Here is a 14,432-nt window from a genome sequence, read left to right as displayed (position 1 = left end):
CGGCTGCGGCTGCCGCAGGAACCGGTGGTGCGTGAGCGCCCATGGGAGACGGCGGAATGGGCCACCCAGGTCGTGTGGCAGCGCGATGAGCCCGAGCCGGACAACGTCTTCAACGTCCTGGCCGTGTTCACGAGCGACTGCGCGTTCAACGACGAGGGGGGCGAGCCCATTGAACGCGACGAGCTCATTGGCAACATCCGGCTGTGCATCACCCAGATGAACGAGGCCTTCGAGCGCAGCGGGGTCGACGTGCGGGGGAACCTCGTGTCCATCGTGCAGTTCGCGGCCCCTCCTCCCTTCCTGGGCGCGGACATGTACCGGGACGCGATGCTCGGAGAGCCGGCCAGTGAGCAGGAGCGCGAGCTGCGCAAGCAGGGGCCGTCGTACCCCGAGCTTGCGGAGTTCAATGCGAACATCCGGAGGACCTGCCTGGACCTCCGGGCGGAGCACGAGGCGCACGTGGTCCTCTTCGTGTCGGGAAACGGAGGGGACCCCATCGCCGGAGCCCTTGGCGCCGTGGACAGGAACGAGGCCTTCGTGGTGGTGCCGCACACCAAGCTGCTGGATGGCTTTGCTCCGGCGCACGAGATTGGCCACCTCTTCGGCTGCGAGCACAACCGCGAGTCCGTCCAGGTGCGCGCCCATGCGTCGTGCTACGGCTACTGCACCCCTCACTGGCGCACGATCATGGCGTACAACCCCCACCACGATCGCGACCTGCCAATCATTGGCCACTTCAGCAATCCCGCCGTGGACTACGACGACGGGCAGCACGGTCCGTTGCCCACGGGCGCCACGGGCGCGCACGCCGCGAACAACGTCGCGCAGATCAACGGGTACACCGCGACCATCCTCGGGCTCCGGGGCTGAGCAGGGGCGGGCACCCGGCATCTGTTCACGTGCGGACGCCGGGCCTCCCCATCACCGGGCACGTGCCCCGGGTGGCCGCGACCCGTGCGGGGCCGCCGTACACTGCGTGCGTCTCTACGCTCGGAGGACGTCATGGGATTCCTGCGGCCCCACACTGAACGCATCTACGCGCTGCTCCGCATCATGGCCGGACTGATGTTCATGCAGCACGGTCTGCAGAAGCTCTTCGGCCTGTTCGGCGGGGTGCCCCCGGGGGCGCCGGCCTTTGTCGTCTACGGCGCGGGAATCATCGAGTTCCTGGGCGGCGCGCTCGTCGCGCTGGGGCTGTTCGCCGGCCCCGCGGCGTTCATCTGCAGCGGCACCATGGCGTTCGCCTTCTTCCTGGGGCACGTGGTGCCCAACGGCGGCAACCTCATCCCCATCGCGAACCAGGGCGAACTCGCGGCGCTCTACTGCTTCGTGTTCCTCTACATCGCCGCGCGCGGCTCGGGCATCTGGAGCGTGGACGGCGCGCGCCGGGGAACCCCGCGCACGTAGTCCCTCGCGCGCTGCACGCCGTATCTCCGGCGCGGGTGATGGACGTCCGCCCGCCCTGACGCAAGGCACACGGGCAGGCGCACCCGAAGAGGCGTGCCGGACGGCCACCTTCCGGAACCTGCGTCGAGGGGCCAACCTTCGTTCCACACGCTCCGCCCGGCTCCGAGGGGCGTGTGTTAACGAACGCTCTCGATGAGCTCCTCGACCCGCACGAGCGTGACGGCCTCCAGCGACCCCGCGACGGTGGACGTGCACCGCCGCGAGGCAGCGGCCGTGCTCGAGGGCGGAGGCGAGATGGGCGCGCTCATGCGCTCCATCGACTGGACGCGGACTCCCGTGGGAGCGCCCCGGACGTGGCCCCAGTCCCTGCGCACGGCGGTGAGCATCCTGCTCGAGTCGCGCTTCCCCATGTACATCGCGTGGGGACCCCAGCTGGTCCAGTTCTACAACGACGGCTACCGGCCGGTGCTGGGCGCGACGAAGCACCCGGCCGCCATGGGCCACAGCGCGCAGAGCACGTTCGCGGAGAGCTGGCACATCATCGGCCCGATGTTCGAGGGCGTGAGACAGGGCACGGCGGTCGGCTCCGAGGACTGGATGCTGCCGCTGGACCGCAACGGCTACCTCGAGGAGTGCTACTTCACCTATTCCTACAGCCCCATCCGGGACGAGAGCGGCGGCGTCGGGGGCGTGCTGGTCACCCTCACGGAGACCACCGGCCGGGTGCTGGGCGAGCGGCGGCTGCGGACGCTGCGCGACCTGGCGGCGCGGACGGGGGCGGTGAAGCGCGAGCAGGACGCGTGGCGCGAAGCGGCGGCCGCGCTGGAGACCAACGGCTTCGACATCCCGTTCGCCCTGCTGTACCGCCAGGGGGACGCGGGCCAGGGCCTGGAGCTGGTGGCGACGACGGGCTGGGGGCAGGACACCGCCACGCCCGCCGCGCTCTTCGGCACGGGCGCCACCGCGTGGCCCTTCCCGGAGGCGACCGACGCCCAGGGGCCGAAGCTCGTCCCGGACGTGCAGGCGCGCTTCGGGCCGCTGCCCGGCGGCAGGTGGCCGGAGTCGCCCCGCACGGCGTGGCTCTTCCCCATCACGCGGGCCGGCGCCGAGCACCCCTACGGCTTCCTCGTGGCGGGCGTGAGCGCGAGGCGCGCCCCGGACGACGACTACCGCGGGTTCCTGGGGCTGGTGGCGGACCACCTCGCCACGGCGCTCGGCAACGCCCGCGCCTACGAAGAGGAGAAGCAGCGGGCGGAGGCCCTGGCGGAGCTCGACCGCGCGAAGACGGCCTTCTTCAGCAACGTGAGCCACGAGTTCCGCACGCCGCTGACCCTGATGCTGGGGCCCATCGAGGACGGCCTCGCGGATGACCGGCAGCCCCTGCCTCCGGCGCAGCGGGAGCGCCAGGAGGTGGTGCGCCGCAACGGCCTGCGCCTGCAGAAGCTGGTCAACACGCTGCTCGACTTCGCCCGCCTGGAGGCGGGGCGCGCCCAGGTGTCCTTCGTCCCGACGGACCTCTCCGCGCTCACCGTGGACCTGGCGAGCAACTTCGACTCCGCGGCGACCGCCGCCGGGCTCGCGCTGCGCGTGGACTGCCCGGCGCTGCCCGAGCCCGTCTGCGTGGACCCCTCCCTCTGGGAGAAGGTCGTCCTCAACCTGCTCTCCAACGCCTTCAAGTACACCTTCGAGGGGGAGATCCGCCTCGCGCTGAGGTGGCTGGGCGCGCAGGTGGAGCTCACCGTCCAGGACACGGGCATTGGCATCCCTCGGGAGGAGCTGCCCCGCGTCTTCGAGCGCTTCCACCGCGTGGAGGGCGCCCGGGGGCGCAGCCACGAGGGCACCGGCATCGGCCTGGCGCTGGTGCAGGAGCTGGTGCACCTGCACGGCGGACGCGTGACGGTGACCAGCACGCTCGGCCAGGGGAGCACCTTCCACGTCCTCCTGCCCACGGGCACCGCGCATCTGCCCCGGAAGCCGGGCGCGCCGGAGCCCGGGCGCCCGTCCACCGGCATCGGCCCCGGTGCCTTCCTCGCGGAGCTCTCCCAGTGGAGCGGGGATGGGCCCGCTCCCGCCGCGCCGCGGTCCACCGCGGACCGCGCGGACGCCCGCATCCTGGTGGTGGACGACAACGCGGACATGCGCGCCTACCTCACCCGGCTGCTGGAGCCCCGGTGGAGCGTGGAGGCGGTGAACGAGGGCGGAGCAGCGCTCACCGCCGCGCGCGCGCATCCGCCCGACCTCATCCTCTCCGACGTGATGATGCCGGGGGTCAATGGCCTGCAGCTGGTCCAGGCCCTGCGCACGGACGAGCGCACCCGCGCCATTCCCATCATCCTGCTGTCCGCGCGCGCGGGCGAGGAGGCCACCATCGCGGGGCTCGACAGCGGCGCGGACGACTACCTCGTCAAGCCCTTCTCCGCGAACGAGCTCATCGCGCGCATCAACGCCCAGCTCACCGTCGCGCGGCTCCGGCGGGAGGCCCTGGCCGCGGAGCGCGCGCACGCGGCGGAGACCCAGCGGTTGCTGGAGGAGTCCCTGCGCGCCACGCGCCTGCGCGAGGAGACGCTCGCCGTCGTCAGCCACGACCTGCGCTCGCCCCTGACGGCCATCCGCGCCGCCACGGAGCTGCTCCAGCGGCTGCCCCCCGAATCCGAGGCGACCGCCCGCGCGCGCAAGCAGGCCGACTCCATCCGCCGCTCCGTGGACCGGATGAACCGGCTCATCGAGGACCTGCTCGACCTGGCGAGCATCGACACGGGAACGCTCGCCATCGAGGTCCGCCCGCAGCCGGTGGAGGAGCTGCTGCGCGACGTCCGGGAGCTCTTCGAGCCCCAGGCGGCGGAGAAGGGCCTGAGGCTCGTCGTGGAGCAGGAGGAGCAGGAGCCCGGGCTCACCCTGTGGTGCGACCGCGAGCGCCTGCTTCAAGCGCTCGGCAACCTCCTGGCCAACGCGCTGAAGTTCACCCCCGCCGGGGGCAGCCTCCACCTGCGGGTGGCGAGCGAGCCCGGCACGGACGACCTGCGCTTCAGCGTGGCGGACACCGGCCCGGGCATCCCCGCCAGCGTGCAGCCGCACCTCTTCGACCGCTACTGGCACGCGACGCAGCGGCGGCGCGACGGTCACGGCCTGGGCCTCTCCATCACGAAGGGCATCGTGGAGAGCCACGGCGGGCACATCCAGGTGGAGAGCGAGCCGGGCCGGGGCACCACCTTCCACTTCACCCTCCCGCGCGAACCGCGGGCCCGGACCGCCGCCGTCGCGCCCGTCCCGCGCGCCCCCGCCCCGGAGCCCACGCCGTCGGCGCGGCCGGCCGAGGAGGAGCCCTTCCTCCAGCAGGGCGGCGACATGGGCGCCATGATGCGGGCCCATGACTGGTCCACCAACTCGCTGGGCCCGCCCGAGCAGTGGCCGCAGTCCCTGCGGACGTCCGTCAGCACGATGCTGCGCTCGCCCTACCCCATCATCCTCTTCTGGGGTCCCGAGCTGCGCATGCTCTACAACGACCCGTTCCGGCCCATCCTGGGGGCGAAGCATCCCCAGACGCTGGGCGCGCGCGGCAGCGAGGCGCTCGTCGAGGAGTGGGGGCAGCTGGGCCCGTTGATCCAGCGCGCCCAGGACACGGGCGAGCCCATCTACATCGAGGACGGGAACGTCAACTTCGCGCGCCGTCCCGGCGGCCTGCGGGAGGAGTCCTACTTCACCTGGTCCTACAACCCGACCATCGGCGAGTCGGGGGAGATCGCCGGCATGTTCGCCATCGCGAGCGAGACGACCCGGCAGGTGGTGGGGGACCGCCGGCTGGCCATCCTCCGGGAGCTGTCCATCCGCACGGCGCTGGACAAGACGGTCGAGGGCATCTTCCGCTCGCTGGAGGCCGTCCTCTCGCAGGCGGCGCACGACGTGCCCTTCGCGCTGCTCTACCTCGTCAAGGCGGACCAGGGACGCCTGGTCTGCTGCGCGGGCCTGGAGCGCGGGACGGCCGCCGCGCCCGTGACGCTGGCGGCGGGCGACATGTCCTCCTGGCCCCTCGCGAGCGTCACGGAGGCGAGACAGGAGGTCCTGCTGGAGGACCTGGCCCGGCGCTTCGGCCCCCTTCCCGGCGGCCCCTGGCCGGAGCCCACGACGCGCGCCCTCCTCCTCCCGGTGCCCATGGGCGCGGACGCCGACGCCCTGGCGGTGCTCGTGGCGGGCCTGAGCCCCCTGCGCGCGCTGGACGACGAGTACCGGGGCTTCCTGCAGCTGCTGGCGCGGCAGCTGGCCGCCAGCATCTCCAGCGCCCGCGCCTACGAGCAGGAGAAGCAGCGGGCCGAGGAGCTGGCCCGGCTGGACGCGGCGAAGACCGCGTTCTTCAGCAACGTGAGCCACGAGTTCCGCACGCCGCTCACGCTCATCCTCGGCCCCATCGAGGACGCGCTGGCGAAGACGACGAAGGCGCTGGAGGGAGAGCCGCTGGAGCTGGTGCGCCGCAATGCCTTGCGGCTCTACAAGCTGGTCAACACCCTGCTCGACTTCTCCCGGATGGAGGCAGGAAGGGCCCAGGCCAGCTACAGGCCCATGGACCTGTCCGCCTTCAGCACGAGCCTCGCGAGCGCCTTCCAGTCCGCGGTGGAGAGCGCGGGCCTGCGGCTGGTGGTGGACTGCCCGCCCCTGCCCGAGCCCGTCTACGTGGACCCGGAGATGTGGGAGAAGGTTGTCCTCAACCTGCTCTCCAACGCGGTGAAGTACACGTACCACGGGGAGATCCGCGTGAGCCTGCGGTGGGAGGACGCGCAGGCCGTGTTGCGCGTCGAGGACACGGGGGTGGGCATCCCCGAGGAGGAGCTCCCGCGCGTCTTCGAGCGCTTCTACCGCGTGCGCGTCACCCAGGGCCGCAGCCACGAGGGGACGGGCATTGGCCTCGCGCTGGTGCAGGAGCTGGTGAAGCTGCACGGGGGCGGCGTCGCGGTGACGAGCCAGCTGGGCAAGGGCACCACGTTCACCGTGCGGCTGCCCCGGGGGACGGCCCACCTGCCCCCGGAGCGCGTCGAGCGCGCGTCCGGGCCGCTCCCGCGGCCTTCGGCCGCCGCGCCCTTCGTCGAGGAGGCGCGCCGCTGGTCCACGGACGTCATCCCCCCGGACGCCGGGGCCCCGCCCGAAGCCGAGGACCCGGCGTCGCGGGTCCCCGCGGAGCTCGCGCGCTCCCGCATCCTCCTCGTGGACGACAACGCCGACCTGCGCACCTACGTCACGGGGCTGCTCAAGCACGGCTTCCCCCACGTGGAGACCGCCCGCAACGGGCAGGACGCGCTGGAGCAGGCGCGCGCGCATCCGCCCGACCTCATCCTCTCCGACGTGATGATGCCGGTGCTGGATGGCTTTGGCCTGGTGCGCGCGCTGCGCGCCGACGAGCGCACGCGCGCCATCCCCATCATCCTGCTGTCCGCGCGCGCGGGCGACGAGGCCACGGTGGAGGGCCTGGGGAGCGGCGCGGATGACTACCTGGTGAAGCCCTTCTCCGCGCGCGAGCTGCGCGTGCGGGTGCGGACCCAGCTGGAGATGGCCCGTGTGCGCCGGGAGGTGGTCCGCAATGAGGTGGAGAAGGACTCGTTGCGCGAGTCCCTGCGGACGCGGGACGAGTTCCTCCGGCTGGTCAGCCACGAGCTGCGCACGCCCGTGAGCGCCCTGTCCCTCAACATCCAGTCCCTGGTGCGGAGCCTGGACGTCCCGGCCGCGGACATGACGCCGGAAGCCACCCGGCTCAAGGCACGGACGACGCAGAAGCACCTCCAGCGCCTGTCGCGCCTGGTGGAGCAGCTGGTGGACGTGTCGGAGTTCGTCACCGGACCGCTGGACCTCTCACGCGAGCAGGTCGACCTGGCGGAGCTCGCGGCCACCGTCGTGGCGCGGGCGCGGGAGAAGGCCCTTCGCGCGGACTGCGTCCTCACCCTGGAGGCGCCCCTGCCGGTGGTGGGGCGCTTCGACCGCGCGAGGCTGGAGCAGCTGCTCGACAGCCTCGTGGACAACGCCCTCAAGTTCGGGACGGGCAAGCCCGTGGAGGTCCGGGTGGCGCACGCGGCGGGCCGGGTCAGCCTGGCGGTCCGGGACCATGGAGACGGGGTCGACCCGGAGGACCAGGAGCGCGTCTTCGGGCGCTTCGAGCGCGGGGTCCCCGCGAACCACCACGGCGGCTTCGGGCTGGGTCTGTGGATGGCCCGCCACATCGCGGAGGCCCACGGGGGCAGCCTCCACCTGGAGCCCACCGAGGGCGGGGGGGCCACCTTCACCACGGTGCTACCGCTGGACATGGCCCCAGGGTGACCTCCTGTCGCTGGAACACAGCCCCCCCAGCTGTGCTAATCCCGGGCAGGCCACACGGCGATTTCCCACCCTCCCTCCCGGAAGACCTCCATGGCAGGCAGCAGCCTGATTGCGCTCATCGACGACATCGCGACCATCCTGGATGACGTCTCCATCCTGACGAAGGTGGCGGCGAAGAAGACGGCGGGTGTGCTGGGTGACGACCTGGCGCTCAACGCGCAGCAGGTGACCGGCGTGAACGCGGACCGCGAGCTGCCCGTGGTGTGGGCGGTGGCGAAGGGCTCGCTCGTCAACAAGGCCATCCTGGTGCCGGCGGCGCTGGCCATCAGCGCGCTGGCGCCCTGGCTGGTGACCCCGCTGCTGATGGTGGGCGGGGCCTTCCTCTGCTTCGAGGGCTTCGAGAAGCTGGCGCACAAGTTCCTCCACAGCAAGGAGGAGGACGAGGCGCACCACACGGAGCTGCGCGAGTCGCTGGCGAACCCGGCCGTGGACCTGGTGGCGCTGGAGAAGGACAAGATCAAGGGCGCGGTGCGCACGGACTTCATCCTCTCCGCGGAGATCATCGCCATCACGCTGGGCACGGTGGCGACGGTGGACTTCGCCACCCGCGTCTCGGTGATGGTGGGCATCGCCCTCCTCATGACGGTGGGCGTGTACGGGCTCGTGGCGGGCATCGTGAAGCTGGACGACGCGGGGCTCTACCTCAGCCGCAAGAGCGGGGGCTTCGCGCGAGGCCTGGGCGCGGGCATCCTCCGCGCGGCGCCGTGGCTGATGAAGTTCCTCTCCGTGGCGGGGACGGCGGCCATGTTCCTGGTGGGCGGCGGCATCCTCGTGCACGGCATCTCCAGCCTGCACCACGCGGAGGAGTCCTTCACCGCCTGGGCCGGGCGCGTGCCCGGCGTGGGAAACATCCTGGGCGGGCTCGCCCCCATGCTGCTCAACGCCGCGGTGGGCCTGGGCGCCGGCGCCGTGCTGGTGGTGCTCTTCACCCTGGGCCAGAAGCTGTTCAAGGGCCGGGGCGCGAAGAAGTAGCGCGGAAGCGGGGCGCCAGGCTCTCGCGCGCGAACGACTCGAAGGTCGTGGGGGTCGTCGTCTCCGCGGTGCGCGGCTCCGAGGGCCGGTAGTCCTGCTGGCCGAAGCCCCAGAACATCTGGGCGTAGGCCTCGGCGACGGAGGGGCTCATCCCTCGCATCATGAAGTCGTGCCGGAGGGTTTCTGCCGGGACCCGCTGGCACCGCATGGGCCTGCCGAGCCCACGCCCCAGGATGTCCGCCAGCTCGTTCGCGCTCAGGTCCTGGGGGCCGTGCACTCCCCGGACGTGGTGGCCCGTCCAGGTGGCGTCCAGCAGCCAGCGGGCGGCCACGTCCCCGACATCGCGCGTGGCCACCAGGGGGTACTTCTTGTCGGGAGGCAGCAGGGTGAAGAGCTGCCCGGCCTTCAGCGTGTCCACCGACGCGAAGAGGTTCTCCATGAAGCCCGCGCACCGCAGCGACACCGTGTGCGGCGCGGCCGCTTCCAGCACCTTCTCCACCTCGCCCGCGAAGGAGACCTGGCCCAGACCCGGACGGTCCGCGCCGTGGCTCGACACGAAGACGACGCGCTGAATCCTATTCTCCTGGAGGGCCCGCGCCGCGTTCCGTGCCAGGTCCAGGGTGTAGGCCCTGAAGTCCTGCGCGCCGAAGGTCGTCGGCGTCAGCCAGAGCAAGGCGTCCGCGCCGCGGGTCGCGCGGACCACGAAGGCGCCATCCTCCAGGGTCCCCTGCTCCACGTGGACCCGGGAGCGGAGGGACTCCGGCAACTTCTCCGGGTGGCGGACCAGCGCGACCGCCTGCGCTCCCGCCTGAACGACCCGCTCCAGGGCACGCCCCGCGACGTGTCCCGTGGCTCCCACCAGTGCGATCCTCATCATGGCTTCCGTCTTCCTTGAACGGCTGCGGTGATTCGCAGTGCCTTGACTGTCCGCGAAAAGGTGACAGCCTGTGGCACCTTTGAGCAAGGCACCCCACGAGAGCGTCAGCGAGCGCCTGGACCGGCTCCTGGGCCTGCTCGCCTCCCAGCGGAGCTGGAACGGCCCGGGACTCGCCGCGGAATTGGGCGTGAGCCTGCGCACCCTGCGCAGGGACATGGCGCGGCTCGCGGCGCGCGGGGTCCCCATTGAAGCCGAGCGGGGACGCGGCGGCGGGGTCCGGGTGCCCGCCCGCGTCGGCCTGGGGCGGCTCCAGCTCAACCACCGCGAAGCGCTCGACCTGCTCCTGGCGCTCGCGATTGGTGAGCGCATGCGCTCTCCCCTGCTCCTGTCGAGCCTGAAGGGGCTGCGCCAGAAGATCGCCACGGCGTTCCCTCCCGAGGAGCGGAGCCGCATCAACCGGCTGCGCCGCCGCATCCTCCACGGCCCGCTCGCATCGCACCGCATCTCCGAGTCCTGGGAGAATCCCCGCCCGTCCGTGCTGGGGCTCGTGCAGGACGGCTTCTTCGAGCAGCGTGCCCTCGAGGTCGTCTACAGGACCGCGCGCGAGCGGACCACGCGGGTCGTGGAGCCCCACTACCTGATGCTGGCGTGGCCCGCCTGGTACCTGCTCGTCTGGGACCATCTCCGCGACGCGGTCCGCCTCCTGCGGCTGGACCGCATTGAGTCCGCCCGGCTCACCGACGCGACCTTCCAGCTCCGCGAGGCCGACGCGATGCTGCTGGTGGCCCGGGACCTGTTCGCCTCGGTTTGAGGCGCCGGCCCGTTCGCCGCACGTGGGGGCCCGTTCGCCGCGGGCCCGTCCCCACCGGCTGAACACTCCCCCCGCGTGGCGTCAGCGCGCGCAGGGTGCCCCCGTTCACCTCCTGCCCTGGAAGCGCTCCATGCCGCGCAAGCTGCTCGTGTCGTCGTTCCTGTTCGCCGCGCTCACGTGTGCCCCCGCCCTGGCCGCTCCGGCCACGGCGGCCCCGCCCAGGGACCGCCACAAGCAGGTGGATGCCCTCTTCTCGCAGTGGAACAGCAAGACGGCGCCCGGCTGCGCCGTGGGCATCTCACGCGACGGCGTGCTGGACTACGCGCGCGGCTATGGCGTGGCGGACCTGGAGCACGACGCCCCGCTCACGCCGCGTTCGGTCTTCTCCATCGCCTCCATCTCCAAGCAGTTCACGGCCTTCTCGATTGGACTGCTGGCGCAGGAGGGCAAGCTCTCGCTGGACGACGACATCCGCGAGCACGTGCCGGAGCTGCCCGCGTACAAGAAGACCGTCACGCTCGCGCACCTGATGCATCACACCAACGGGCTGCGTGAGCAGGGACAGCTGCTGAACCTGGCGGGCTGGCGCGGGGAGGACGTGGCCACCGAGGCAGACATCCTCTGGGCGCTGAGCCGGCAGCGCGGCGTGAACTTCGAGCCGGGCGCGGAGGTCCTGTATGGCAATGCCGCCTACACGTTGCTGGCGCTCGTGGTGCGGCGCGTCTCCGGTCAGCCGCTGAAAGCGTTCGCCCACGAGCGGCTCTTCAAGCCGCTCGGCATGACCGACACCTGCTTCCGCGAGGACCGCACCGAGCTCTTCCCCCGGCGCGCCTGGGGCTACACCTCCCGCGACGGCGGTGGCTGGCGCCTCAGCGGCTCCGGCTCCGACCATTATGGCGCGGGCAACCTGTACTCCACGATTGGCGACCTGCTGAAGTGGGAGCAGAACCTGCTCGACGGACGCGTCGGTGGGCAGGCGCTGGTCACGTTGATGCGGACCTCCGGCAGGTTGAACGACGGCACCGTGACGGGCTACGGCGGCGGCCTCCGGTTGATGGGGTATCGCGGCCTGGACATGGTGAGCCACGACGGCATGGACGGCGGCTACCGCACGGAGGCCCTCCTCTTTCCAGCCCAGCGGGTCGCCATCGTCACGCTGTGCAACAGCGGCCTGATTGACGCCAGCGTGCTCGCCCGGAAGGTCGCGGACGTGTACCTGGGCGCGCACATGAAGGACGAGCTGCCGCCCGCCGTGAAGATGGCGGAGACGGAGCTGGCGGCGCTGGCGGGCGACTTCTGGAGCCCGCTGACGGATGAAATCGTGCGGCTGGAGCTCAAGGACGGAGCGCTGCGACAGGTCGGCGTGCCCACTGCGTTCGTCCCCATGGGCGATGGCGCGTTCCGTCCAGGCGAGTCGATGCACGTCTGGCGTTTCGCGTCCCCGCGCGAGCTGAGCATCCGGGACGCCTGGCCGACGACGCGCCCCTTTGTCCGCGTGACCGACCCGAAACCCACGGCTTCGGCACTGGCGGCCTTCGCGGGGCAGTACCGCAGCGAAGAGGCCGACATGACCTATACGGTGCGCGTCGTGGACGGGAAGCTGGCCATCCGCTGGCCGCGCAGGGATGAAGTCATACTGGATGCCGTGGGCGGTGACCGCTTCTCCGGCTCGCTCGGCGCGGTCTCGTTCACGCGGGCGGCCTCCGGCGGAATCGACGGGCTGACCATCAGCAACCGCCGCCTGCGCCGGTTCCGCGCGGAGCGGCTTGGGGCCGCGACAGGACTCCTGACGTCTCAATGATCGAGAGGCTCAACCGGTGACGTGGCCCGGTGGACACCCGCGAAGGCGTCCCAGAGAGTTCACTTGAGGAGCACCTTGAATTCCGTGAAAGAGGCGGAAGCAAAGGAGCCTCTCAATGCACGTTCGTCACCTGGTGGCCGGACTCCTGGTCGCCGTCGTTGGTTGTGAAGGAAAGCCGGAGAACGACCCCGAACTCCAGACCCAGGACGCCGCGGTGGTCGCGGGCAGCCGGCTCATCAGCGTGCAGTCCGGCCGCTGCCTCGACGTGGCGCAGAACAGCCAGACCGCGGGGCAGGAGCTCCACATCTATGACTGCCACAGCCAGGACAACCAGCGGTTCCTCTTCACGCCGGAAGGCGAGCTTCGCGCGTTCGGGGGCTCGTGGTGCGTCCAGCCAGAGACCGCCAGCTCCGGGGCCCGGGCTGTCATCGCCGCCTGCGATGGGACGGCGAACCAGCGGTGGGTGCGCAACACCGCCGGCGCGGTCATCCACACGGCGACCTCGCTGTGTCTCGACGTGTCCGGGCAGGCCACCGCCAACAGCTCGAAGGTCATCGTCTGGACCTGCAATGCCCAGACGAACCAGCAGTGGTCGTTTCCGGCCGACACCCAGGCGCCCACCGTGCCCACGGGGCTGACGCTGTCCAACGTGACGTGCAACTCGGCCACGCTGTCGTGGACGCCGTCCACGGACAACCAGGGCGTGGCCTTCTACGACGTCTACCATGACGGCCAGCTGATGAAGTCCGTCTCCGGAGCCACGGTGTCCACCGGGCTGACCGTGGTCCCTGGCGTGACCTGGGGCCTGTATGTGAATGCGCGGGACGCGGTGGGCAATGTCTCCCAGGGCAGCGCCACGCTCTCCATCACCCCGCCGCAATGCCAGGCGGACACCCAGGCTCCCAGCATCCCGACCGGCGTCACCGCCAGCGCGTCCGGCACCAGCGTGACGGTGAACTGGACCGCGTCCACCGACAACGTGGGCGTGCGCGCGTATGACGTGTTCCGGGGCGGCGTGAAGATTGGCACGGTGGCCGGCGCTCCTCCCGGGACGACCTTCGTGGACAGCGGCCTGTCCGCGAACACGGCCTACACCTACGCCGTGCTCGCCCGCGACGCCCAGGCCAATGCGTCCGCCCAGAGCGCGTCCGTGACGGTCACCACCGGCCAGGCCTGCGCGAATCCCGTCTGCTCCGTCATCCAGGTCGCCACCGACAACGACATCCCGTGGGGCCTGGTGAACCTGCCGGACGGCACGGTGCTCTACAGCCGCCGCGACGCGCACAACCTCATCCGCCTGGACCCGGCGACGGGCCAGAAGACGTCCGTGGGCACCGTCCCCAACGTGCAGAGCACCGACGGCGAGGGCGGCCTGATGGGGCTGGCGCTCTCCCCCACCTTCGCCACCGACCGCTGGCTGTACGTGATGCACACCTCCCCCACCGACAACCGCATCGTGCGGCTGCGGTATGAGAACGGCGCCCTCGACACCGCGTCGCTCCAGGTGCTGCTCCAGGGCATCGGCCGCAACAAGTTCCACAACGGCGGGCGCCTGCGCTTTGGCCCGGACGGCAAGCTCTACGCGTCCACGGGCGATGCCCAGAACGGCGCCTACGCGCAGGACCTCAACAACCTGGCCGGCAAGGTGCTGCGCCTCAACGCGGACGGCACCGTCCCGTCCGACAACCCCTTCGGCAACTACGTGTGGAGCTACGGCCACCGCAACCCGCAGGGCCTGGCCTTCGACTCACAGGGCCGGCTGTGGCAGCAGGAGTTCGGCAACTCCGTGATGGACGAGACCAACCTCATCCAGAAGGGCGGCAACTACGGCTGGCCCAACTGCGAGGGCACGGTGTCCCAGGGCGGCTCGGGCTGCGCGACGGCCGGGTACATCGCGCCGAAGCAGACCTACTCCACGGCGGACGGTTCGTGCTCCGGCATCGCGGTGGTGCGCGACGTCCTCTACGTGGCCTGCGGGCGCGGCACGCGCCTCTACCGCGAGGTCATCAGTGGCACCAGCCTGACCAACGTGCAGCAGTTCTTCGTCGGCACCTACGGCCGGCTGCGCACCGTGGAGCCGGCCCCGGACGGCAACCTCTGGCTGACCACCACCAACCAGGGTGACAAGGACAGCATCCCCAACAACAGCAACGAGCGCATCTTCCGCGTCGTGCTGGGGCAGTAGCCGCCGCGTGGCTCACGCATGG

At 71.4% G+C, this 14,432-nt stretch carries 8 protein-coding genes; 7 read left to right on the top strand and 1 reads right to left on the bottom strand.

Features of this window, described 5'->3' with window-relative positions:
• Nucleotides 1-27: 27 nt before the first annotated feature.
• The 4 genes from NR792_RS34430 (at nt 28) to NR792_RS34415 (ending at nt 8,736) form a co-directional block, all read left to right on the top strand.
• Nucleotides 28-870, top strand: a complete 843-nt coding sequence (locus NR792_RS34430) for a M12 family metallo-peptidase (protein ID WP_375756944.1) — start codon at nt 28-30, stop codon at nt 868-870.
• 132 nt (nt 871-1,002) lie between these two features.
• Nucleotides 1,003-1,407: a DoxX family protein gene (locus tag NR792_RS34425; RefSeq protein ID WP_375756943.1), complete on the top strand. Its 405-nt coding sequence runs from the start codon at nt 1,003-1,005 to the stop codon at nt 1,405-1,407.
• Nucleotides 1,408-1,599: 192 nt separating this feature from the next.
• Nucleotides 1,600-7,704: an ATP-binding protein gene (locus tag NR792_RS34420; RefSeq protein ID WP_375756942.1), complete on the top strand. Its 6,105-nt coding sequence runs from the start codon at nt 1,600-1,602 to the stop codon at nt 7,702-7,704.
• Nucleotides 7,705-7,794: 90 nt separating this feature from the next.
• Nucleotides 7,795-8,736, top strand: coding sequence for a DUF808 domain-containing protein (locus NR792_RS34415; RefSeq protein ID WP_375756941.1), 942 nt, complete (start codon nt 7,795-7,797; stop codon nt 8,734-8,736).
• Here the strand turns inward: NR792_RS34415 and NR792_RS34410 are convergent.
• On the bottom strand, nt 8,711-9,613 hold the full coding sequence (locus tag NR792_RS34410; protein WP_375756940.1) for an NAD(P)H-binding protein: 903 nt from the start codon (nt 9,611-9,613) through the stop codon (nt 8,711-8,713). The genes NR792_RS34415 and NR792_RS34410 overlap by 26 nt on opposite strands.
• A 79-nt stretch (nt 9,614-9,692) precedes the next feature.
• On the opposite strand from NR792_RS34410, the gene NR792_RS34405 reads away from it, so the two are divergent.
• From NR792_RS34405 to NR792_RS34395, 3 genes are all read left to right on the top strand, one after another.
• Nucleotides 9,693-10,424 carry a helix-turn-helix transcriptional regulator gene (locus NR792_RS34405; protein ID WP_375756939.1) on the top strand — a complete coding sequence of 244 codons (732 nt, stop codon included), beginning with the start codon at nt 9,693-9,695 and terminating at the stop codon, nt 10,422-10,424.
• Between the two features lie 130 nt (nt 10,425-10,554).
• Nucleotides 10,555-12,225 (top strand): serine hydrolase domain-containing protein, encoded by a 1,671-nt coding sequence (locus NR792_RS34400; protein WP_375756938.1) that lies wholly within the window; start codon nt 10,555-10,557, stop codon nt 12,223-12,225.
• Nucleotides 12,226-12,340: 115 nt separating this feature from the next.
• Nucleotides 12,341-14,410: a PQQ-dependent sugar dehydrogenase gene (locus NR792_RS34395; protein WP_375756937.1), complete on the top strand. Its 2,070-nt coding sequence runs from the start codon at nt 12,341-12,343 to the stop codon at nt 14,408-14,410.
• Nucleotides 14,411-14,432: the final 22 nt, after the last annotated feature.

It is taken from the genome of Corallococcus exercitus, assembly GCF_042231735.1.
Taxonomy (GTDB): Bacteria; Myxococcota; Myxococcia; order Myxococcales; family Myxococcaceae; genus Corallococcus; species Corallococcus exercitus_B.
Note: the sequence above shows the minus strand (reverse complement) of the source record. Positions and strands in the feature narration are given on the sequence as shown.